21 protein-coding genes are annotated in these 20,385 nt (G+C 76.2%); 10 read left to right on the forward strand and 11 right to left on the reverse strand.

Annotated elements, in window-relative coordinates; genetic code table 11:
* Positions 1-28: 28 nt before the first annotated feature.
* Positions 29-982, reverse strand: coding sequence for an SDR family NAD(P)-dependent oxidoreductase (locus tag ACI79V_RS13445; protein ID WP_456890007.1), 954 nt, complete (start codon positions 980-982; stop codon positions 29-31).
* Positions 983-1,041: 59 nt separating this feature from the next.
* Between ACI79V_RS13445 and ACI79V_RS13450 the strand changes: the two genes are divergently transcribed.
* Together ACI79V_RS13450 and ACI79V_RS13455 are read left to right on the forward strand one after the other, a co-directional pair.
* A complete protein-coding gene (locus ACI79V_RS13450) occupies positions 1,042-1,629 on the forward strand; it encodes a TetR/AcrR family transcriptional regulator (protein WP_456890011.1) in 588 nt (195 codons plus the stop codon).
* A 62-nt stretch (positions 1,630-1,691) separates the two neighbouring features.
* A complete protein-coding gene (locus ACI79V_RS13455; RefSeq protein ID WP_456890014.1) occupies positions 1,692-2,873 on the forward strand; it encodes a glucose-1-phosphate adenylyltransferase family protein in 1,182 nt (393 codons plus the stop codon).
* Here the strand turns inward: ACI79V_RS13455 and cobG are convergent.
* Both cobG and ACI79V_RS13465 read right to left on the reverse strand, forming a co-directional pair.
* Entirely contained in the window at positions 2,846-4,003 is a 1,158-nt protein-coding gene (gene cobG / locus ACI79V_RS13460; RefSeq protein WP_456890016.1) for a precorrin-3B synthase, read from the reverse strand. The genes ACI79V_RS13455 and cobG overlap by 28 nt on opposite strands.
* Positions 4,004-4,046: 43 nt before the next feature.
* The gene (locus tag ACI79V_RS13465; protein WP_456890017.1) at positions 4,047-4,772 is read right to left on the reverse strand and encodes a DUF4383 domain-containing protein; all 726 of its coding nucleotides are present in this window, start codon (positions 4,770-4,772) and stop codon (positions 4,047-4,049) included.
* A gap of 151 nt (positions 4,773-4,923) precedes the next feature.
* On the opposite strand from ACI79V_RS13465, the gene ACI79V_RS13470 reads away from it, so the two are divergent.
* Positions 4,924-5,253, forward strand: coding sequence for a tetratricopeptide repeat protein (locus ACI79V_RS13470; RefSeq protein WP_456890019.1), 330 nt, complete (start codon positions 4,924-4,926; stop codon positions 5,251-5,253).
* Between the two features lie 78 nt (positions 5,254-5,331).
* Complete coding sequence (locus ACI79V_RS13475) at positions 5,332-7,197, forward strand: ABC transporter ATP-binding protein (protein WP_456890142.1); 1,866 nt, start codon at positions 5,332-5,334, stop codon at positions 7,195-7,197.
* Here the strand turns inward: ACI79V_RS13475 and ACI79V_RS13480 are convergent.
* Together ACI79V_RS13480 and ACI79V_RS13485 are read right to left on the reverse strand one after the other, a co-directional pair.
* On the reverse strand, positions 7,149-7,640 hold the full coding sequence (locus ACI79V_RS13480) for a nitroreductase family deazaflavin-dependent oxidoreductase (protein ID WP_456890021.1): 492 nt from the start codon (positions 7,638-7,640) through the stop codon (positions 7,149-7,151). The genes ACI79V_RS13475 and ACI79V_RS13480 overlap by 49 nt on opposite strands.
* Entirely contained in the window at positions 7,637-8,341 is a 705-nt protein-coding gene (locus tag ACI79V_RS13485; protein ID WP_456890023.1) for a hemerythrin domain-containing protein, read from the reverse strand. Before ACI79V_RS13485 ends, ACI79V_RS13480 begins: the two co-directional genes overlap by 4 nt.
* A gap of 58 nt (positions 8,342-8,399) precedes the next feature.
* On the opposite strand from ACI79V_RS13485, the gene ACI79V_RS13490 reads away from it, so the two are divergent.
* Positions 8,400-9,029 carry a TetR/AcrR family transcriptional regulator gene (locus ACI79V_RS13490; RefSeq protein ID WP_456890025.1) on the forward strand — a complete coding sequence of 210 codons (630 nt, stop codon included), beginning with the start codon at positions 8,400-8,402 and terminating at the stop codon, positions 9,027-9,029.
* A gap of 66 nt (positions 9,030-9,095) precedes the next feature.
* On the opposite strand, the gene ACI79V_RS13495 is transcribed toward ACI79V_RS13490, so the two are convergent.
* Complete coding sequence (locus ACI79V_RS13495) at positions 9,096-10,598, reverse strand: alanine/glycine:cation symporter family protein (protein WP_456875176.1); 1,503 nt, start codon at positions 10,596-10,598, stop codon at positions 9,096-9,098.
* Positions 10,598-11,035, reverse strand: coding sequence for a universal stress protein (locus ACI79V_RS13500; protein WP_456890029.1), 438 nt, complete (start codon positions 11,033-11,035; stop codon positions 10,598-10,600). The genes ACI79V_RS13495 and ACI79V_RS13500 overlap by 1 nt, the downstream gene beginning before the upstream one ends.
* Before the next feature lie 135 nt (positions 11,036-11,170).
* On the opposite strand from ACI79V_RS13500, the gene ACI79V_RS13505 reads away from it, so the two are divergent.
* From ACI79V_RS13505 to ACI79V_RS13515, 3 genes are all read left to right on the forward strand, one after another.
* Positions 11,171-11,569, forward strand: coding sequence for a YunG family protein (locus ACI79V_RS13505; protein WP_456890031.1), 399 nt, complete (start codon positions 11,171-11,173; stop codon positions 11,567-11,569).
* A gap of 11 nt (positions 11,570-11,580) precedes the next feature.
* Entirely contained in the window at positions 11,581-15,210 is a 3,630-nt protein-coding gene (cobN, locus tag ACI79V_RS13510) for a cobaltochelatase subunit CobN (protein ID WP_456890033.1), read from the forward strand.
* A gap of 104 nt (positions 15,211-15,314) precedes the next feature.
* Positions 15,315-15,569, forward strand: coding sequence for a hypothetical protein (locus tag ACI79V_RS13515; protein WP_456890035.1), 255 nt, complete (start codon positions 15,315-15,317; stop codon positions 15,567-15,569).
* Positions 15,570-15,633: 64 nt separating this feature from the next.
* On the opposite strand, the gene ACI79V_RS13520 is transcribed toward ACI79V_RS13515, so the two are convergent.
* The 3 genes from ACI79V_RS13520 to ACI79V_RS13530 are packed head-to-tail and all read right to left on the reverse strand — an operon-like array spanning position 15,634 to position 17,506.
* The gene (locus ACI79V_RS13520; RefSeq protein ID WP_456890037.1) at positions 15,634-16,428 is read right to left on the reverse strand and encodes an adenosylcobinamide-GDP ribazoletransferase; all 795 of its coding nucleotides are present in this window, start codon (positions 16,426-16,428) and stop codon (positions 15,634-15,636) included.
* Complete coding sequence (gene cobU, locus ACI79V_RS13525; RefSeq protein WP_456890039.1) at positions 16,425-16,946, reverse strand: bifunctional adenosylcobinamide kinase/adenosylcobinamide-phosphate guanylyltransferase; 522 nt, start codon at positions 16,944-16,946, stop codon at positions 16,425-16,427. Before cobU ends, ACI79V_RS13520 begins: the two co-directional genes overlap by 4 nt.
* Positions 16,946-17,506 carry a histidine phosphatase family protein gene (locus ACI79V_RS13530; RefSeq protein ID WP_456890042.1) on the reverse strand — a complete coding sequence of 187 codons (561 nt, stop codon included), beginning with the start codon at positions 17,504-17,506 and terminating at the stop codon, positions 16,946-16,948. The genes cobU and ACI79V_RS13530 overlap by 1 nt, the downstream gene beginning before the upstream one ends.
* 64 nt (positions 17,507-17,570) lie before the next feature.
* On the opposite strand from ACI79V_RS13530, the gene ACI79V_RS13535 reads away from it, so the two are divergent.
* Positions 17,571-18,371, forward strand: coding sequence for an oxidoreductase (locus ACI79V_RS13535; RefSeq protein WP_456890043.1), 801 nt, complete (start codon positions 17,571-17,573; stop codon positions 18,369-18,371).
* 66 nt (positions 18,372-18,437) lie between these two features.
* A complete protein-coding gene (locus tag ACI79V_RS13540) occupies positions 18,438-19,406 on the forward strand; it encodes an aldo/keto reductase (protein WP_456890045.1) in 969 nt (322 codons plus the stop codon).
* 2 nt (positions 19,407-19,408) lie between these two features.
* On the opposite strand, the gene ACI79V_RS13545 is transcribed toward ACI79V_RS13540, so the two are convergent.
* Positions 19,409-20,263 carry an HAD family hydrolase gene (locus ACI79V_RS13545; RefSeq protein ID WP_456890047.1) on the reverse strand — a complete coding sequence of 285 codons (855 nt, stop codon included), beginning with the start codon at positions 20,261-20,263 and terminating at the stop codon, positions 19,409-19,411.
* Positions 20,264-20,385 lie beyond the last annotated feature (122 nt).

The following is a 20,385-nucleotide window of genomic DNA, read 5'->3' on the forward strand; positions in this document are numbered from 1 at the left end:
CCGGGACGCCGGAGGCCGGCCGCGCTCCTCAGGCCGGCGCGGCCACCGCCGGCACGCCGGTCAGCTCGGTGCAGACCTCCCACAGCTCGCGCTCCCGCCGCGGGTCGAACGACGCGGCCGACGGCCGGGTCACCGCGCCGATCTCCACGTACCCCCCGCGCAGGCCGGCGTGCGTGCGGCCCAGGACCAGGTCGGCGAGGGCCCGGGCCGAGCGCCGGGGGGTGGTCACCCCCGGCAGCACCCGCAGCACCGGGAGCAGCCAGGACCAGGCCCACCGCTCCAGCGCGGTGCGCCGCCGGGCCAGCCCGGTGCCCGGCATCAGGCCCGGGTCGTAGACGTTGACCCGCAGCGCCGGGGCGGCCCCGCCGTGGCGGCGGTCCCACTCGTGCGCCTGGTACACGACCGCCAGTTTGCTGGTCGCATACGCGCGCGACCCGGCCCTGGGATCGCCGTCGGGGCCGTCCGGGCGGGCCAGGTCGCGCGGGTGCTCCCACCGCGGCGGGTCGACCAGGCCCATCGAGCGGTCGCCGTGGTGGGTTCCGCTGCCCAGCAGGACGACGTGCGCTCCGTCGGCCATCGCCGGCCGCAGCGACTCCACCAGCACGTGCGGCGCGAGCACGTTGACGCCGAAGGTGAGCTCGTGGCCGTCGGCGGTGACCTGCCGGCGGTCGGCCGTCTGGACGCCGGCGTTGGACACCAGGGCCGTCACCGGGGGCAGGTCGCCGGCGGCGACGGTGTCGCGGACGGTCGTCGCGGCGGCCCGCACCTGGTCCAGGGAGGCGAGGTCGCAGGGGACGGTCACCACGCGGGCGCCGGAGCGGGCCGCGTCCTCCGCCGCCGCCTCGAGGGCGGCGCCGGGACGCCCCACGAGCACGAGGGCGGCGGAGGGTCGGGCGGCCGCGAGCGCGGGGACCAGCGCGCGACCCAGGCCGCGGGTCGGTCCGGTGACGACGATGCAGTCGGTGATGTCAGGAACTGTCATGCTCACCATCGTGGGTGATGTCAGTGACTGACGCAAGTGCCCCCGGCTACGGTCGTCGCGTGGCGCGCTGGCAGGAGGGCACCCGCGGGCGGTTGCAGGAGGCCGCCGTCGGGCTGTTCGCCGCCCAGGGCTACGGCTCGACCACCACCGAGCAGATCGCGGCCGCAGCCGGGGTCACGCAGCGCACGTTCTTCCGGCACTTCCGGGACAAGGAGGAGGTGCTCTTCGCCGAGGACGACGCCCTGCTCGGGGCGCTGCTGCAGGGAGTGCGGTCGCTCCCGGACGACGCCGCGCCGGTCGCCGTCGTGCGCGCCGCCCTCGGCTCGCTGGCCGACCGGCTGCACGACGGGCGGGAGGCCCAGCGGCGGCGCGCGGAGGTGGTCGCCAGCGACCCGGCCCTGGTCGGCCGCGACCTGGCCAAGCAGGCGCGCTGGATCGAGGCGCTGGCCGACGTGCTGGCCGCCCGGGATCTGCCCCTGGGGCGGGCCCGGGCCCTCGCTGGGGCCGGCGCGGCCGCGTTCCGGACCGCCTACCGCGCCTGGCTGACCGGCCCCGCCCGGCCCGGTCTGGCGCGGCGCGTGGAGCGCGCGCTGGACGAGCTCGCCGAGGACCTCGCCGGCCGGTCGCCGGGCGCGCCCGCCGGGTAGCCGTGCCCGCCGGGTAGCCGCGCCCGCCGGGTAGCCGCGGGCGCAGGCGGGTAGCCGGGGGCATGGCCCTTCCCCGTCTGCTCGTCCTCGTCCTGGCCGGCGGTGCCGGTGGCCGCCTGCAGCTGCTCACCCAGCACCGGGCCAAGCCGGCCGTCCCGTTCGCGGGCGTCTACCGGCTCATCGACTTCCCACTGAGCAACTGCCAGCACTCGCACGTCGCCGACGTGTGGGTGTCGATCCAGCAGCACCCGACCTCGCTCGCCGACCACCTGGCCAACGGCCGGCCGTGGGACCTCGACCGCACGCACGGCGGGCTGATGACCCTGCCGCCGTTCCAGGGGACCGAGCGGGGCGGGTGGAACACCGGCACCGCCAACTCGCTGTGGCGCCAGGCCGAGCTCATCCGCGGGTTCGGCGCCGACGCGCTGGTCGTGGTCAGTGCCGACGCCGTCTACGAGCTCGACTACCGGGAGGTGGCCGACGCGCACCTGCAGTCGGGCGCGGAGGTGACCATGGTGACCACCGAGGTCGACGCCGACGACGCCGCCCGCTACGGGATCGTCGAGGTCGACGGCGACCGGGTGACCGGCTACGCCTACAAGCCCGACGAGCCGGCCACGACCACCGCCACCAACGAGGTCTTCGTCTTCGACCCGGAGCCGACGCTCGACCGGCTCGAGCAGCTGCGCTCCGAGGTGGGCGAGGAGGGGCTGGAGGACCTCGGCTCCCACCTGCTGCCGGCGCAGACGCGCGACGGCCTCGCGCGGGCCCACCCGCTCAAGGGGTACTGGCGCGACGTCGGCACGGTGGAGTCCTACTGGGAGGCGCACCAGGAGTTCCTGTCGGAGGAGCCGCCGATCGACCTCGACGCCCCGGACTGGCCGATCCACACCCGCGGCGGCCGGCGCAGCGCCGCCCGGGTCCTCGACGACGGCCGGATCGAGAACAGCCTGCTCTCCGGCGGCACCCGCGTCTCGGGCGACGTGCGCGGCTCGGTGCTCTCGCCCGGGGTGGTGGTGGAGCCCGGCGCCACCGTCGTCGACTCGGTGCTGCTGCCCGGCGTGCGGGTGCGCTCGGGTGCCACGGTGACGCGCTCGGTGGTCGACGACGCCGTCGACGTCGGCCGCGGCTGCACGGTGGGCGGCGACGGGGACATCACCCTCGTCGGCCTGCGGGCGCGGCTCGAGGAGGGCACGGAGGTCCCCGCCGGCGCCCGCTACCCCGACCCGGAGGAGACCTCGTAGCCCGCCGGCGTCGCGACGACGTCCAGCACGTCCCCGCGCGGCCGGCCGCACCGGCGTCCGCACCCCGCCCAGTGCACGCGCACCCTCTCGGGCACCGTGCCGGACACGACGGCCGCCGCGGCGTCGGCGCGGACGTCGGCCAGCGACCGCGCGCACCCGGGCCGGCCGGCGCAGGCGGTCACCCGCGTCCACGGGTTCTCGGCGTCGAAGACGACGCCGGTCCGGTGCAGGTCGACGGCGGCGTCGTCGACGCGGTCCTCGGGCAGGTCGGGCACGACGACGCTGCGCCACGGCGTCAGCTGGACCTCCGCGGTGAGCGAGGCCAGCAGGTCGGCCTGACCCGCGGAGAGCCGGCCCAGCGGGACGACGCCGACGAGCGCCGTCCGCCCGTCCGCCTGCGTCTCGGCGCCCACTGGTCCCACCGGCGGCGCGGCCGGGACGGGGACCGGCGACACCGGGGAGCCGGGGAGGCGCGCCCGCACCCGCGCCGGGCCGTCGTCGAGCTCGGCCAGCCGCCACGCGGTGCCGCCTTGGGCGTCGCGCTCGGCGAGGAGGGCGCGCGTGGCGGCGAGCAGCAGGTCCACGGCGACGTCCGGTGTGGCGCGCAGCCCGCTGTCGGCCCCGGCGAGCAGCAGTGCCACGTCGCCGCCGGGGAGGGCGAGCAGGCCGGCGTCGCCGCCGAGCCCGCTCACGTCGCCGCGGCCGTCGTCGAGGGTGGCCAGGTAGCGGCCCGGCAGCCCGGCCAGCGCCGGGTCGGCGCACAGGCCGGCGTCCAGCGCGGCGACCCACGGGCGGGCGTCGAGCAGCCCCCCGGCGCGGCCGGTGAGGGTGCTGGCCAGCACGTTGCGCACCCGCTCGTGGGTCTCGCTGGGCAGCAGGCCGGCCGCGGCCAGCCGGTCGCCGAGCTCGCGAGTGGCTCCGGACGCGAGCCCGCGCAGCTGCAGGTTGCCGCGGCTGGTCATCTCCAGGCCGCCGTCGCCGAGGTCGCGCGCCGCGGCGGCGAGCGTCCGCAGCTGGGCGGCGCTCAGCAGCCCGCCCGGCACCCGCACGCGGGCCAGCTCGCCGTCGGCGGCGGCGTGCGTCTGCAGCGCACCCGGGCAGGCGTCGGCGCGGGTTCGGGCAGTGGTCATGGCGCCCGCGACGGTACGACGCGGGCGCCACGACCACCCGGCGTCAGGCGTCCCGGCGGGCGCGGTCGAACGACATCCAGACCTCGCGGCGCTCCTTGCGGGTGGTCACCTGCGCCATGGCGGCGACGCGGCGGCGCTGGTCGAAGGAGGCGATGTGCTGGACGACGGCGATCTCGGCCTCGCGCATGGCCCGCTCGGCGGCGAACTCGGCCGGCGTCGACGGGTACTCGTCGGCCGGGACCGGGGGCACCTCATCGCCGCGCTCCCGCGCGTAGGGGCTGTCGGGCGGCAGGTTGCCGCTCACCCGGCCGTAGGCGCCGAGCACCAGCAGCACCAGGCCGGCGACGACGGAGAAGACCACGTTGCTGATGCCGAACGCGAGGATGTTGAGGTCGGTGTTGAGCACGGCCAGGTTGGCCAGCGCCGACACGAGGAACAGCACGCCGATGACGATCATGACCGTCGAGGCGGTGCGCGGGCTGCGCAGCGCGGAGAAGACCAGCACGACCGCCGTCACGATCGAGATGGTCGACAGCAGGCCGTTCGACGACAGGCCGAGGACGCGCTCGCCGTCGGTGGAGAAGTAGGCCAGCCCGTTGGCGAACCCGAGCACGCCGAAGACCGCGATCACCCCGGCGACGACGAACGCGCCGATGCGCTGCACGGTGTAGACGCGGTTGCGCTCCGCCGCGGGCGGGGCATCGGGCTGCCGACGGGGAGGGGCCGGCGAGCGGCCGGCCGTCCGGTGGCGGTGCAGCGACAGGGCCATGGTGTGCTCCTCGAGCCGGAGGACTGCTGGCAACGGTTGTTCCCAACTCGATGGCGCACGGATGCACCTCGTTCCGGACTTCCTCGTGCCGTGCGCGCCCGGGCGTGTCGCGGTCCGGGAAGAGCGGCCCGCCCGCCGTCGTTCCGTCGACGTGAACCAGCCCTTCGAGACCGATCTGCACTCCGAGTACCTGCGCGCCGACCTCTTCTTCTCCATGGGGCAGCCGGTCGAGGCCGCGCGCGTCCTGGAGCCGCTCGTGGCGGCCGAGCCGGGCAACGAGGCCGCGCTGGAGCTCCTGGCGCGCAGCTACTTCGGCTCGGCCCAGCTGCAGCGGGCGGAGGACGCGCTGCGCCGGCTGGTCGAGCTGGCGCCCGCCAACGGGTGGGCGCGCCGCGCCCTGGCCCGCACGCTGGAGCGGCAGAGCCGCCGCGACGAGGCCGCACCCCACCACCGCATGGCCGACGCGCTCGGCGCCGAGTAGCCCACCGACCGTTCTTGCGGTTCCGGCACGGACGTTGACCTCGAGTCGGCTCGAGGTCCTAGCGTCCCGGCCGTGAGCATGGAGATGACGGCGTGGTCGGCGCTCTCGCGGGCCACGCAGGCCCACACCGACCGGCGGGCGATCTCCCGCGCGACCCTGCGGCGGGTGCTGACCCACGCCCGGCCGCACCGCGCCCGCATCGGCGCCTTCGTCTCAGTGGGCGTCGTCGAGGCGGTGCTCGCCGTCGCCACGCCCCTGCTGGCCGGCCGGGTGGTCGACGAGATCGTCGGTGGCGGGAGCACCGGCACCGTCGTCCGCCTCGCCGTCGTCATCGCCGCGGTGGCCCTCGCCGGGACCGCGCTCGGCCTGCTCGGCCGGTGGCTGTCGGCCACGCTCGGCGAGGGGCTCATCCTCGACCTGCGCACCGCCGTGTTCGACCACGTGCAGCAGATGCCGGTGGCCTTCTTCACCCGCACGCGCACCGGCGCGCTGGTGTCCCGGCTCGACAACGACGTCCTCGGGGCCCAGCGCGCCTTCAGCGACACCCTGTCGGGGATCGTCACCAACACCGTCACGCTGCTGCTCGCGCTCGCCGCGATGCTGACGCTGTCGTGGCAGGTGACGCTGCTGGCGCTGCTCCTGCTGCCGGTGTTCCTGCTGCCCGCCCGCCGGATCGGCCGCCAGCTGGCCGGCCTGCGCCGGGTCGCCGCGGAGTCCAACGCGGCCATGACCGGGCAGACGACGGAGCGCTTCTCCGCGCCCGGCGCCACGCTGGTCAAGCTCTACGGCCGTCCCGACGCGGAGTCGGCCCGCTTCGCCGCCCGGGCGCGGGCGGTGCGCGACGTCGGCGTGCGGACGGCGATGGTGCAGTGGACGTTCGTCAGCGCGCTCACCCTGGTGTCGGCGCTCGCGCTCGCACTGGTCTACGGCGTGGGCGGCACCTCCGCGCTGGCCGGGGCGCTCGAGCCCGGCGCCGTCGTGGCGCTCGCCCTGCTGCTCACCCGCCTGTACGCGCCGCTGACCGCGCTGGCCAGTGCCCGGGTCGACGTCGCCTCGGCCCTGGTCAGCTTCGAGCGGGTGTTCGAGGTACTCGACCTGGTGCCGCTCGTCCGCGAGCGGCCCGGCGCCCGCGAGGTCCCCGACGGGCCGGTGTCGGTCGAGCTGGACGGCGTCACCTTCGCCTATCCCTCGGCCGACCGGGTCTCGCTGGCCTCGCTGGAGGACGTCGCCCGGCTCGACGGCCGCGGCGGCGTCGACGTCCTGCACGACGTCTCGTTCACCGTGCGGCCCGGGGAGGTGCTGGCCGTCGTCGGGTCGTCGGGTGCGGGCAAGTCCACGATCGCCGCGCTGCTGCCGCGCCTCTACGACGTCGACGCCGGCGCCGTCCGCCTCGGCGGCGTCGACGTGCGCGACCTGACCGCCGACTCCATCCGCCGCACCGTCGGGCTGGTCACGCAGGACGGCCACCTCTTCCACGAGTCGCTGCGGGACAACCTGCTGCTCGCCGACCCCGGCGCCACCGACGCGCAGCTGTGGGACGTGCTCACCCGGGCGCGGTTGGCCGACCTGGTGCGCGGACTGCCCGACGGCCTGGACACCGTCGTCGGCGAGCGCGGCTACCGCTTCTCCGGCGGGGAGCGGCAGCGGCTCACCATCGCCCGCCTGCTGCTCGCCCGCCCGCGGGTGGTGCTGCTCGACGAGGCCACCGCGCACCTCGACGCGACGTCCGAGGCCGCGGTGCAGGAGGCCCTGGACGAGGCGCTCGAGGGCCGGACGGCGATCGTCATCGCGCACCGGCTCTCGACCGTGCGCGCGGCCGACTGCATCCTCGTGCTCGAGGGCGGCCGGGTGGTCGAGCGCGGCCGGCACGAGGAGCTGCTCGCCCTCGACGGCCGCTACGCCGAGCTGTACCGCACCTCGCTCGGGCAGCCGGTCCCCGCCTGAGGCGTCAGCCGGACCACGGCGATCCGCCGCGACACCCGGGCCTGGTAGCCGTCGTAGCCGTCGAACCGCGCCATGAGCGCCGCCCACAGCCGGGCCCGCTCCGGCTCCTCGACCTCGGTGGCCACCACGGGCCACCGCCGGCCGCGCACCTCGACCGCGGCGCGCGGGTCGGCCTGCAGGTTCAGCCACCACTGCGGCTCGGCGTCGATCCCGCCGTTGGACGCCGCGACCACGACGTCCTCGCCGTCGCGCACGTGCAGCAGGGGGGTGCTGCGCTCCTGACCGGACACCCGCCCGCGGCAGGTCAGCAGCACGACGTCGCCGCCGCGGAAGCGGTTGCCGACCCGCCCGCCGGTGCGCCGCAGCAGCGCGGTGTGCCCCGCGGCCAGCCGCCGCGAGACGGCCGTCAGGACCCGGTCGCCGCGGGACAGGGCGGCGGTCACCGGGCGGTCCCGAACAGGCGCGCGTCGGCCCGGGCGGCGCGCCGGCCGAGCAGCCGACCCAGCGCGGACAGGACCGGCTGCCCGCCGAGGATCCGGGCCGCGGCCTCCGGCGGGATCGCCGAGACGACCCAGCCGAGCGCGGCCACGGTGTCGCGGGGGCCGTACTCCCGCGCGAACGCGGCGTCCTGGCGGGCCCAGTCCTCGGGGGTGAGGTGCTGCTGGACGAGCGCCATCCCGTCGCGCTCCTCGTGCGCCAGGTGGGCGCCCAGGGCGTCGCAGGTCCGGGCGAGGGTGGCGGCCAGCCGCTGCCGGGTGTCCGCGCCGCCCCGGCCGGCGGCCAGGTCCGCCAGCCCGGCCGCGCAGGAGGCCAGCAGCGGGTCGATGCCGGCGTGCTCGGCCTCGAGCCGGTCGAGGACGACGGGGTCGGCGCCGCGCTCCCGCAGCAGCGGCCACAGGTGGGCGTCCTCGCCGGCGTGGTGCTTGTGCAGGAACCGCGCGAACAGCCCGAAGCGCCGGGCGAGGGCCCGCCAGCGAGCCCGGTCGCCCACGCCGACCGTCGGGACGACCGCGGCGAAGGCGTCGAGGTCGCGCCGGAACGCCCGGTGCATGACGTACATCGCGGCCACGTCGACCGGGCCGTCGGGTGCGGCGGCCTGGCCGGGCAGGAGGAGCTGGACGGGGTGGGGAGGGGCAGTGGTCACGGCGACCTCTTTCGGCTGAGTAAGGCTCAAACGAATAGAGGAACGGTAGGGTGGAACCGTGTCCGAGGGCAAGAGGGTCTACCGCTCGCAGTTGCGGCAGGAGCAGGCCCGGCGCACCCGCGTGCAGGTGCTCGACGCCGCCACCCGCTGCTTCGTCGAGCAGAGCTACGCCGCGACGACGATGCGCGACGTCGCGGCCGCCGCCGGGGTGTCGGTGCCGACGGTGTTCGCGCAGGGCGGCAAGGCGGCGCTGCTGCTCGCGTGCGTGGACCGGGCGCTGGTCGGCTCCGACGAGGAGCGCGCGGTGCGGGAGCTCGGCCCGTTCGCGCAGCTGCTCGCCGCGCCGGACCGCGCCGGCCGGCTCGCGGCGCTGCGGGAGCTGGTGCTCGAGGCCGCCCCCGGGTCCCGGGCGATGCAGGACGTCTTCGCCGCGGCCGCGGCGGCCGACCCGGACGTGCGGCCCGCCTACGAGGAGTACGAGCGCCGGCGGCGTGCCGACACCGCCGCCCTCCTCGGCGCCTTCGCGCCCGACCTGCGCGAGGACCTCGACCTCGACGCGGCGACCGACGTCGCCTGGGCGGTCTTCTCGCCCTCGACGCAGTCCCGGCTCATGGTGGGGTGCGGCTGGCCGGCCGCGCGTTTCGCCGACTGGGTGGCCGACACCCTCGACCGGCTGCTGCTGCGCTGACGTCGGTCCTGCCGGAACGCCGACGGTCGCCGGCGGCCGGCCGAGCGGTGCGCTGCGCGCAGGCGGTCAGGCGCGCTCGCTCACCGGCCGGATCTCGCCGTCGGCCAGTCGGCGCCGGTAGCCGAAGAGCTCCCGCTTCACGACCCCGGCCATGATGTAGAGGCCGACGATGTTCGCCAGCGACATCGCGAAGATCATGCTGTCGGAGAACCCGATCACCGCGTCCAGCGTCGACGCGGCGCCGATGATCACGAAGAGGCAGAAGACGACCTTCCAGGTGCGGTCGACCAGCATCGACTCGCCGAAGAGGTAGGTCGCCGCCTTCAGGCCGTAGTAGCTCCAGGCGAGCATCGTGGAGTAGGCGAACAGGATCACCGCGATGGCCAGCACGAACGGGAACCACGAGGCCACCGTCTCGAAGGCCGCCGACGTCGTCTCGACACCGGGTGCGCTCGACTCGTCGGCGTAGGTGCCGGTGATGACGATCGCCAGGGCGGTCATCGTGCAGATGACGACGGTGTCGATGAAGGGCTCGAGGACGGCGACGTGGCCCTCGGTGGCGGGCTCCTTGGTCTTGACCGCGGAGTGCGCGATCGCGGCGGACCCCAGGCCGGCCTCGTTGCTGAACGCCGCGCGACGGAAGCCCTGGATGAGGACCCCGACGAGGCCGCCGTAGCCGGCCTCCGGGCTGAACGCCTGGGTGATGATGTCCCACAGCGCGCCGGGCACCGCGCTGAGGTTGGCGAACAGCACCAGCAGGCAGGCGACCACGTAGAAGACCGCCATGAACGGGACGATCTTGTCGGTGACCCGGGCGATGCTCCGGATGCCGCCGATGATCACGGCGCCGACGAGCAGGGCGAGGACGAGCCCGAAGACCGCGCCGGCCGCGCCACCGCCGAGCGGGCCGTCCTCGCCGCCGGTCACCGACTGGGCCTGGGCGAACGCCTGGTTGGACTGGAACATGTTGCCGCCGCCGACGGCCCCGCCGAGGGTGAAGACGCAGAAGAGGACCGCGAGGACCTTGCCCAGCGTGCCGAGCCGGGGGCTCTTCTCCTTGAGGCCCTTGCTCAGGTAGTACATCGGGCCGCCGGAGACCCGTCCGTCCGGGTACTCGTTCCGGTACTTGACACCGAGCGTGCACTCGACGCCCTTGGTGCACATGCCGACGAGCCCGGCGATGACCATCCAGAAGGTGGCACCTGGGCCACCGAGGGAGATCGCCACGGCCACGCCGGCGATGTTGCCCAGGCCGACGGTGCCGGAGACCGCGGTGGCCAGTGCCTGGAAGTGCGTCACCTCGCCGGCGTCGCGCGGGTCGTTGTAGTCACCACGGACCAGTCGGAGTGCCTGCTTGAAGGCCCAGAACTGGAAGCCCCTGAGGTAGATCGTGAAGAAGATCCCGGCGACGACCAGCCACACCACGATCAGTGGCAGCTCGACCCCGTCACCGAGGAAGTCCAACGGGACGGCGTAGAAGACGATGCCCGAGATGAAGTCCGAGATCGGGGTGAAGAAGTCGTTGACCCGGTCGTCGAAGCTCGCGGCGAGAACTGCGGAGTCGTCCATCACGGCACCACCAGGACGGGTACGGGGGAGAGTTGGATGAGGTGACTGGGGGTGGAGCCGAAGAGCAGCGTGCGCACCCGGCTCTGACCGACGCGGCCGACGGTGATCCAGGCGGCGTCGTTCTCCCGGGCGATGGCGACCAGCGTCTCCGCGGGGTGGCCGTGCCGGACGAGCCCCTCGACGGGCACGTCACCGGCCCCGGACAGGCGTGTGACCACCGGTTGCAGCACCTTCTCCCGCGCCGCCGCGGCCTCGCGCTCCTTGTCGATGTGGCGCCGCTCGTTCTCCTCCGCCGGCGTGAGGGAGTACGGCGACCAGGGGACGACACAGGCGAGCACCAGGCGCAGGGAGTGGCGGCGCGCGGCCTCCAGGGCCGCGTCCGCAGCCCTGTTGCTGGCCTCGCTGCCGTCCAGACCCACGACGATGGATGCGGACACGGGCGTACCCCCGGCCTCGGAGTCGATGTGGGCCGACCGTAGGGGAGATGGCGGGACGGGGCCATTCCACGACCCGACCGTCGGCCGGTCGTTGCCCGGCCGGGACCGTCGGTGCCGGCGGGCAGGGTGCCGTCCGTGTCCGTTCCCGACGATGTCGTCGCGGCCGTCCGCGCCGCCTGGTGCCGCGAGACCTGCGACGACAGCGACCTCGCCGACTGGTCCCCGCAGAACCCGGCCCGCGGCCAGTGCGGCGCCACCGCGCTGGTCCTGCACGACCTGCTCGGCGGGGACCTGCTGCTGGCCGAGGTGCTGCTGCCCGACGGGTCGCGGCAGGGGGTGCACTGGTGGAACCGGCTGCCCGACGGCCGCGAGGTCGACCTCACCCGCGGGCAGTTCGCGCCCACCGAGGTCGTCCAGGAACCGCGGGTCGTCGTCCGCCCACCGGGGCTGCCCCGCCGCAACCGCGACCAGTACCTGCGGCTGCGCGCGGCGGTGCTCGGCAGGCTCGGCGGCCGAGCGAGGGCTCCCGGGTAGCGTCTGACCGCGTGTTCGTCCTGCTCTCCACGAGCGACACCGACCTGCTCTCCGCCCGCGCCAGCGGCGCCGACTGGCGCCCCGGCAACCCGGTCCGCCTCGGTGGCGACGGCATCGCGGCGCTGACCGAGGGCGCCGCGCTCGTCGTCGTCCGCATCCTCGGCGTGCGGCGGCAGTACGAGGAGATGCTCGCGCCGCTGCTGGCCGGGCCGGCGCCGGTCGTCGTCCTCGGCGGGGAGCAGGTGCCCGACGCCGAGCTGATGGAGCTGTCCACCGTCCCGATGGGCGTGGCCACCGAGGCGCACGGCTACCTCGCGCAGGGCGGTCCGGACAACCTCGTGCAGCTGCACCGCTTCCTCTCCGACACGGTGCTGCTCACCGGCGAGGGATTCGAGCCGCCGTCGGTGGCGCCGGACTGGGGCGTGCTGGAACGCGCCGCGCGCACCTCCGACGACCCGCGGGTCGCCGTCCTCTACTACCGGGCCCACCACCTGGCCGGGAACACGGCGTTCGTCGAGGCGCTCTGCACGGCGGTCGAGGACGCCGGCGGGCAGGCGCTGCCGGTGTTCGTCAGCTCGCTGCGCAGCGTCCCCGACGACCTGCTTGAGGTGCTCCGCACCGCCGACGCGCTGGTCGTCACGGTGCTCGCCGCCGGCGGCTCCCGGCCGGCCACCGCGTCGGCCGGCGAGGACGACGGCGCCTGGGACGTCGGCCGGCTGGCCGCGCTCGACGTGCCGGTGGTCCAGGGCCTGTGCCTGACCCGCTCGCGGGCCGACTGGCTGGCCGACGACGACGGCCTCTCGCCGCTCGACGTCGGCAACCAGGTCGCGATCCCCGAGTTCGACGGCCGGCTGGTCAGCGTGCCGTTCTCCTTCAAGGAGACCGACGACGACGGCCTCACGCACTACGTCGCGGACCCAGAGCGCGCGGCCCGCGTGGCGGGGACGGCGGTGGCGCACGCCCGGCTGCGGTCGGTGGCGCCCCGGGACCGCCGGATCGTGGTGATGCTGAGCGCCTACCCGACCAAGCACGCGCGGATCGGCAACGCCGTCGGCCTGGACACCCCGGCGTCGCTGGTGCGGCTGCTGGCTGCCATGCACGGCGCCGGCTACGACATCGGCCCGTTCGACGGGCCCGGCGCGCTGCCCGGCGTGGCCGACCTCGACGGCGACGCGCTGGTGCACGCGCTCATCGCCGCCGGCGGGCAGGACGCCGACTGGCTGACCGAGGAGCAGCTGTCGGGCAACCCGGTGCGCATCCCGGCCGCCGAGTACCGGCGCTTCTTCGAGACGCTGCCGGCCGACCTGAGGGACGCGGTGGTGCGGCACTGGGGCGAGCCGCCCGGGTCGCTGTTCGTGGACGACTCCGGACCCGACGGCCCCGCCATCGTCTTCGCCGCACTGCGGGCCGGCAACGTCGTGGTGATGGTGCAGCCGCCGCGCGGCTTCGGGGAGAACCCGATCGCGATCTACCACGACCCCGACCTGCCGCCCTCGCACCACTACCTGGCCGCCTACTGGTGGCTGCGGTCGGTGTTCGGCGCGCACGCGCTGGTGCACGTCGGCAAGCACGGCAACCTGGAGTGGCTGCCGGGCAAGACGGTGGGGCTGTCGGCCTCGTGCGGGCCCGACGCGGCGATCGGCGACCTGCCGCTGGTCTACCCGTTCCTGGTCAACGACCCGGGCGAGGGCTCGCAGGCCAAGCGCCGGGCGCACGCCACGCTGGTCGACCACATGGTGCCGCCGATGGCGCGCGCGGACACCTACGGCGACATCGCGCGGCTCGAGCAGCTGCTCGACGAGCACGCCAACGTGGCGGCGATGGACCCGGCCAAGCTGCCGGCGGTGCGCGCGCAGATCTGGACGCTGCTGCAGGCGGCGAAGCTCGACCACGACCTCGGGCTGGCCGACCGGCCCGACGACGACCACTTCGACGAGATGATCCTGCACGTCGACGGCTGGCTCTGCGAGATCAAGGACTCCCAGATCCGCGACGGCCTGCACGTGCTCGGCGTCCCGCCGTCGGGTCAGGACCGGGTGGACCTGGTGCTGGCGGTGCTGCGGGCCCGCCAGATCTGGGGCGGCTCGGTCGCGCTCCCGGGGCTGCGCGAGGCGCTGGGCCTGGCCGAGGACGGGTCGGCGGGCCTGAGGGCGACCGACCTCGTCGAGTCGCAGGCGGCCGCGCTGGTCTCCGGCATGGAGGACGCCGGCTGGACGACCGGCGCCGTCGGCCCGGTCGTGCGGGAGGTGCTCGGGCGGGAGGACGACGCCGTCGCCGACGTGCTGCGGTTCGCCGTCGACGAGGTGGTGCCGCGGCTGGAGCGCACCACCGACGAGCTCGACGCCACGCTGCACGCCCTCGACGGCGGCTACGTGCCGGCCGGACCGTCGGGCTCGCCGCTGCGCGGGCTGGTCAACGTGCTGCCGACCGGGCGCAACTTCTACTCCGTCGACCCGCGGGCGATCCCGTCGCGGCTGGCGTGGGAGACCGGGCAGGCGATGGCCGACTCGCTGCTGGAGCGCTACCGGGCCGACACGGGGGAGTGGCCGCGGTCGGTGGGCCTGTCGGTGTGGGGGACCTCCGCGATGCGGACCTCCGGCGACGACGTCGCCGAGGTGCTCGCGCTGCTGGGCGTGCGGCCGGTGTGGGACGACGCCTCGCGGCGGGTGACCTCGCTGGAGCCGGTGCCGCCGGCGGAGCTGGGCCGGCCGCGGATCGACGTCACGGTGCGGATCTCCGGCTTCTTCCGGGACGCCTTCCCGCACGTGGTGACCATGCTCGACGACGCGGTGACCCTGGTGGCCGCGCTCGACGAGCCCGCGTCGGAGAACTTCGTGCGGGCCCACGTCGACGCCGACGTCGCCGGGCACGGGGACCGGCGGCGGGCGACCACCCGGGTGTTCGGGTCCAAACCCGGCGCCTACGGGGCCGGGCTGCTGTCGCTGATCGACTCGCGGGACTGGCGCGGCGACGCCGACCTCGCCGAGGTGTACGCGGTGTGGGGCGGCTACGCCTACGGCCGCGACCTCGACGGCGTGCAGGCCCGCCCGGACATGGAGGCGGCGTACCGGCGGATCGCGGTGGCGGCGAAGAACGTCGACACCCGCGAGCACGACATCGCCGACTCCGACGACTACTTCCAGTACCACGGCGGGATGGTGGCCACCGTCCGGGCGCTGACCGGCGCGGCGCCACGGGCCTACGTCGGTGACTCGACCCGGCCCGAGCAGGTACGCACCCGGTCGCTGACCGAGGAGACCTCGCGGGTGTTCCGGGCGCGGGTGGTCAACCCGCGGTGGCTGGCCGCGATGCGCCGGCACGGCTACAAGGGCGCGTTCGAGCTGGCCGCGACCGTCGACTACCTGTTCGGCTACGACGCCACGACCGGCGTCGTGGCCGACTGGATGTACGAGAAGCTCACCGAGACCTACGTGCTCGACCCGGAGAACCGCGAGTTCATGGAGCGGTCGAACCCCTGGGCGCTGCACGGCATCGCCGAGCGGCTGCTCGAGGCGGTCGACCGGGGGATGTGGGCCGAGCCGGACCCGGCGCTGCTGGCCGGGCTGCGGCAGGCCTACCTCGACACCGAGGGCGACCTGGAGGGCGGCGAGACCCCGGACCGGTCGGGCGCGACCGCCTGAGGAAGGACCCCCCGGCCCCCCACCGCTCGCACGCTCGCGGCGGGCCCCTGCAGGAGGGCCGAGGTCCAGGTTCACGCGGTGGATGAAGGGGTACCCCATGCCGCATGGGCATCCTGAACCGACTCCTGGGCACTGCTGAGACCACGGCTCGCCGCGGGGCGGCCGGAGGCCGAGCCGCCGCCGGCCGCGCCACCACCGGACGGGGGATGGCCGGCCGGGGCATGGCGACCGGCCGCGGCATGGGCCGCACGCGGATGGCGAGCGGCACCCCGACCCGTCGCTACGGGCGTGGCGCACCGACCACCGCGGCCTCCGGCGGGCTGGGCCGCCTGCTCGGCTCGCTGACCCGCCGCCGCTGAGGAGGGACCCCGCTGCCCCGCCGCTCGCTCGCGGCGGGCCCCTGCAGCGGGGCCGTTCCAGCAGCTAGGGCACCGAGGCGGCGGCGACCAGCAGCACGACGGTCGCCGCCGCCTCGCCCATCGCCCCCATCACGTCCCCGGTGACGCCGCCGAGGCGCGCCGTCGCGCGGGCGCGGACGAGCTCGGCCGCGACCAGCCCTGCCACTGCGGCGCCGGTGAGCGCCGCCGCGGCCGCGGGGCCCGCCGTGGCCCACCCCGCCGCCGCGGCGCCGGCCAGCACGAGGACGACCCACCCGGCCAGCCACGGCGCCGACACCGTCCCGGCCACCGCCCGGCCGAGCGCCGAGCCCTCCGCGACCCGGACGCGCGCGAGCCCGGTCCGGGCCATCGCCAGCCGGGCCACGACCACCGCCGTCCACAGCGCGGTCCAGCCGCCGCCGTCGGCCAGCAGGGCCGCTGCTGCCGCCGCCTGGAGCAGCAGCACCAGGACGAGGGTCACCACGCCGAACGGGCCGACGTCGCCGCGGTGCATGACCTGCAGCGCCCGCTCCCGGCCACGCAGCGGACCGAGGCCGTCAGTGGTGTCGGCCAGCCCGTCGAGGTGCAGCGCCCGCGTGAGCCAGGCCAGCACCGCCAGCGCCAGCACCGCCCCGGCCGCCGGGGACACCAGCCGGGCGCCGAGCACGCCGACACCGGCCGCCACCCCACCCAGGGCCAGCCCGACCAGCGGCGCCCACGGCAGCACCCCGCGGGTCGACGTCGTCCCGGCGGCGGGCACCCGGACCACGGTGAGCAGCGCGACCGACTCCAGCGGACCGGCCCACCACGCGCGCCGCCCCTCCGTCCCCCGCCTGCTCACCGCAGCCGCTGCGGCAGCCCGGCGACGACGAACCACACCTCGTCGGCGGTGCCGGCCAGCCGCTGGTTGACCTCGCCGAGGGTGTCGCGGAACAGCCGGCCCGCGCGGGACTCGGGCACCACGCCCAGGCCCACCTCGTCGCTGACCGCCACCACGTGCGCCGGCGTCATCGCCCACGCGTTGACCAGGGCGTCGACCCGCCCGGCCAGCCGGTCGAGCGCGCCGGGCTCCTCGGCCCACACCCCGGTCTCGTCCATCAGCGCGGCCACCCACGTGGTCACGCTGTCGACGAGCACCGTGCCGCCGCGCAGCAGGTCGCTGGGCGCGGTGGTCTCCAGCGTCGTCCAACCGGCCGGCCGGCGGGCGCGGTGGGCCGCGACCCGGCGGGTCCACTCGGCGTCGTCCGGCGCCGGTGCCGAGGTGGCCAGGTAGACGACGTCGGCGCGCCCGGCCACCAGCGACTCGGCGTGCGCCGACTTGCCCGACCGCGAGCCGCCGAGCACCAGCACCCGCGCCATCAGACGGCCGCCGCCGCGAGCTCCAGCCGGGTCACCGTGCCGTTGTGCGGGGTCACCGCCGGCATCGCGGCCGGACCGAGCCCGGCGGCCACCGCCTGCGCCGCCCGGATCGTGTCGCCGTGGGTGACCAGCGCGACCACGTCGGCCGGGGGCCGCGCGGCCAGCTCCGCCAGGAGGCCCGCGACCCGGGCGTGCAGCTCGGCCAGGCTCTCGCCGCCCTCGGCCGACCAGTGCGGATCGGTCCAGTCGACGACGTCCCACAGCTCCCGCGACGGCCGCCCCTCCAGGACGCCGTACCCCTGCTCGCGCAGCGCCGGGGTGGTCGTGAACGGCAGCCCGGTGGCGCGGGCGCAGTGCTCGGCGGTCTGCACCGCGCGGCGCAGGTCGCTCGACAGCATCGCGCCGGGGCGCAGCCGGCCCAGCTCGCGGGCGGCGGAGGCGGCCTGCTCGTGCCCGAGCGCGGTGAGCGGCACGTGCGCGGTCTGGCCCTGCATCAGCCCCGCGGCGTTCCACTCGCTTTGGCCGTGCCGGACGAGGAGGAGGGTGAGCGGGCGGGCCATGGTGGTCGCCGAGCGTAGGACAGGCCACCGCGGCCGCCCGCGCCGGTGCTCGTACCGTCGGGGCGTGACCATCCCCGTCCGTCCCGGTGCCGGCCGCACTGCTCCGCGGGCCGCGGCCCGGCCCGCCGGCCCCGACCCGCTCACCCCGCTGCTCGACCTGCCCGGCGTCCGCGAGGCCGCCGAGTCCGCGCGTGGCGGCATCGACCGGCTGCTGGCCCACCGACTCATGCGCAACCGGTCGGCGGAGGTCAGCACCGAGTCGGCGCTGCGGGGCGCCCGCGCGTCGGCCGCGCTCGACGGGGTCGACGTCGCGCTGGCCGACCTGCGCGCGGGCTCGGTCGAGGACCCGGTCGTCCAGGGGTCGCTGCGCGTCTCGGTCGGGCTGGGCGCCATGGTCGACACGTGGTCGAGGGCGCCGGGTCAGGTGCTCGCCCGGCTGCACGTCCTCGCCGCCGCCGATCTCGTCGACCGCGGCGACCTCGGCCGTCCCGCGCCGCACGCCGGCCCGCGCCTGGGCGGGCTGTTCCAAGTCGTCACCGGCACCTCGACCGTGCCGGCGGTGCTCGTCGCCGGGCTGGTGCACGGCGAGCTCGCCGCGCTGGCGCCCTTCGGCACCGCCGACGGCGTGGTCGCCCGCGCGGCCGGCCGGCTGACCGTCATCGGGCGGGGCCTGGACCCGAAGGCGGTGTCGGTCCCCGAGGTCGGGTTCCTGGAGCTCGGGGTCGAGGCCTACCGCGAGCGGCTGACCGGTTACGGCTCCGGCGCCCCCGAGGGCGTGGCCGCCTGGCTGGTGCACTGCTGCCGGGCCACCGAGCTCGGCGCCCGCGAGGGCCTGGCCATCGCCGAGGCCATCCTGCGCGGCTGAGCTCGGCCGGGGTCCGGCGGCTCGGCTCCTCCTGCACCCGGCCGCGGCCCGGGGGACAGTGGCCGCATGCGCTCCCTCGACGTCGACGGGCTCGGCCGCGTCAGCCGCGTCGGCCTGGGCACGTGGCAGTTCGGCTCCCGCGAGTGGGGCTACGGCGAGGGCTACGCCTCCGGTGCCGCGCGCGACATCGTGCGCCGCGCGCTCGACCTCGGCGTCACCCTCTTCGACACCGCCGAGGTCTACGGGTTCGGCCGCAGCGAGCGGATCCTCGGCCAGGCCCTGGGCGACCGGCGCGGCGACGTCGTCGTGGCCTCGAAGCTCCTGCCGGTGGCGCCGTTCCCGCCGGTGGTGCGCCACCGGCTCGAGGGCAGCGCCCGGCGGCTCGGTCTGCGCACGGTGCCGCTCTACCAGGTGCACCAGCCCAACCCGGTCGTGCCCGACACCGTGACCATGCCGGGCCTGCGGGGGCTGCTCGACGAGGGCCGCATCGGCGCCGTCGGCGTCTCCAACTACTCGCTGCGGCGGTGGCGGGCCGCCGACGCGGCGCTGGGCCGGCCGGTGATCAGCAACCAGGTGCACTTCTCGCTGGCCCGGCCCGCCGCGCTCGACGACCTGGTGCCCTTCGCCGAGCGCGAGGGCCGCGTGGTGATCGCCTACAGCCCGCTGGCGCAGGGCCTGCTCGGCGGGCGGTACGACGTCGACCACCGGCCCGGCGGGGTGCGGGCGGCCAACCCGCTGTTCGGCACCGAGAACCTGCGCCGCGCCCGGCCGCTGCTCGAGGTGCTGCGCGAGGTCGCCGGCGCCCACGGGGTGCAGCCCGGGACGGTGGCGCTTGCCTGGCTGGTCTCGTTGCCGCGGGTCGTCGTGATCCCGGGCGCCTCGAGCGTGGCGCAGGTGGAGGCCAACGCGGCGGCCGGCGACCTGGAGCTGCGCGCGGACGAGGTGGCGGCGCTGACCGCGGCGGCGCGGGCGTTCACGCCGGTCTCGGCCGCGCGCAGCCTCGTGGACGGCGTCCGGGAGCGTCTGGGCGTCTGAGCTCAGGCCCCGCGCCGTCGCCGGCGCGCAGCCGGCACGGCTGCCGGCACGGCCATGGCGGGCGCGGCCGGGACGACGCGCAGGGCCCGCCGCCGGGCGTACCAGGCGAGCCCCACGACCGCCGCGCCCATCGCCGCCGCGCCGGTGACCACCGGGACCGGCGGTGCGCCGAAGCGGCTGCGCATGGACACCGGCCGGGTGAACTGCAGGACCGGCCAGCCGCGCTCGGCGGCGACCCGGCGCAGTGCCCGGTCGGGGTTGACCGCCGTGGGGTGCCCGACGGCCGACAGCATCGGCAGGTCGGTGACCGAGTCGCTGTAGGCGTAGCAGTCGGCCAGGTCGTAGCCGCTCTCGGCGGCCACCTGCCGCATCGCCTCGGCCTTGTTCTCGCCGTAGGCGTAGAACTCGATCTCCCCGGTGTAGCGGCCCTCGGCCCGCACCATGCGGGTGGCCACGACGCGGTCGGCGCCGAGCATCTCGCCGATCGGTCCCACCATCTCCGCGCCACTGCTGGAGACGATCACGATCTCCCGGCCGGCCGCCCGGTGGGACTCGATCAGGTCGGCGGCCTCGGCGTACACCAGCGGGTCGACGATCTCGTGCAGCGTCTCGCTGACGATGTCGTGCACGGTGGCGACGTCCCAGCCGGTGGCCATCCGGGTGATCTGCGCGCGCAGCCGCTCCATCTGCTGCGCGTCGGCGCCGGCGCGGGAGAAGACCAGCTGCGCGTAGGCGCCCTTGAGCACGGCACGGCGGTTGATCAGGCCGCCGGCGAAGAAGGGCCGGCCGAAGGCCAGGGTGCTGGACTTGGCGATGACCGTCTTGTCCAGGTCGAAGAACGCCGCAGCGCGGGTCACGGTTCACGACTGTAGGGGAGCGGGGGCCGGTGACGACCCGCCTCGCTCCGTCCACACCCCAACGGGTCGTCCACAGGTCACCCGGCCGGGGCCCGCGGGGCTCCGCCGTGCGCTGGGCTCGG

The sequence above is a fragment of the Geodermatophilus sp. SYSU D00700 genome, assembly GCF_054050255.1.

Bases quoted from the DNA above. Each gene is read 5' to 3' on its own strand.
- ACI79V_RS13515 (WP_456890035.1), top strand. From the start codon at position 15,315: ATGGGCATCCTGAACCGACTCCTGGGCACTGCTGAGACCACGGCTCGC.
- ACI79V_RS13465 (WP_456890017.1), bottom strand. From the start codon at position 4,772: ATGGCCCTGTCGCTGCACCGCCACCGGACGGCCGGCCGCTCGCCGGCC.
- ACI79V_RS13495 (WP_456875176.1), bottom strand. From the start codon at position 10,598: ATGGACGACTCCGCAGTTCTCGCCGCGAGCTTCGACGACCGGGTCAAC.
- ACI79V_RS13475 (WP_456890142.1), top strand. From the start codon at position 5,332: ATGGAGATGACGGCGTGGTCGGCGCTCTCGCGGGCCACGCAGGCCCAC.
- ACI79V_RS13540 (WP_456890045.1), top strand. From the start codon at position 18,438: ATGCGCTCCCTCGACGTCGACGGGCTCGGCCGCGTCAGCCGCGTCGGC.
- cobG (WP_456890016.1), bottom strand. From the start codon at position 4,003: ATGACCACTGCCCGAACCCGCGCCGACGCCTGCCCGGGTGCGCTGCAG.
- ACI79V_RS13455 (WP_456890014.1), top strand. From the start codon at position 1,692: ATGGCCCTTCCCCGTCTGCTCGTCCTCGTCCTGGCCGGCGGTGCCGGT.
- ACI79V_RS13445 (WP_456890007.1), bottom strand. From the start codon at position 982: ATGACAGTTCCTGACATCACCGACTGCATCGTCGTCACCGGACCGACC.
- ACI79V_RS13530 (WP_456890042.1), bottom strand. From the start codon at position 17,506: ATGGCCCGCCCGCTCACCCTCCTCCTCGTCCGGCACGGCCAAAGCGAG.
- cobU (WP_456890039.1), bottom strand. From the start codon at position 16,946: ATGGCGCGGGTGCTGGTGCTCGGCGGCTCGCGGTCGGGCAAGTCGGCG.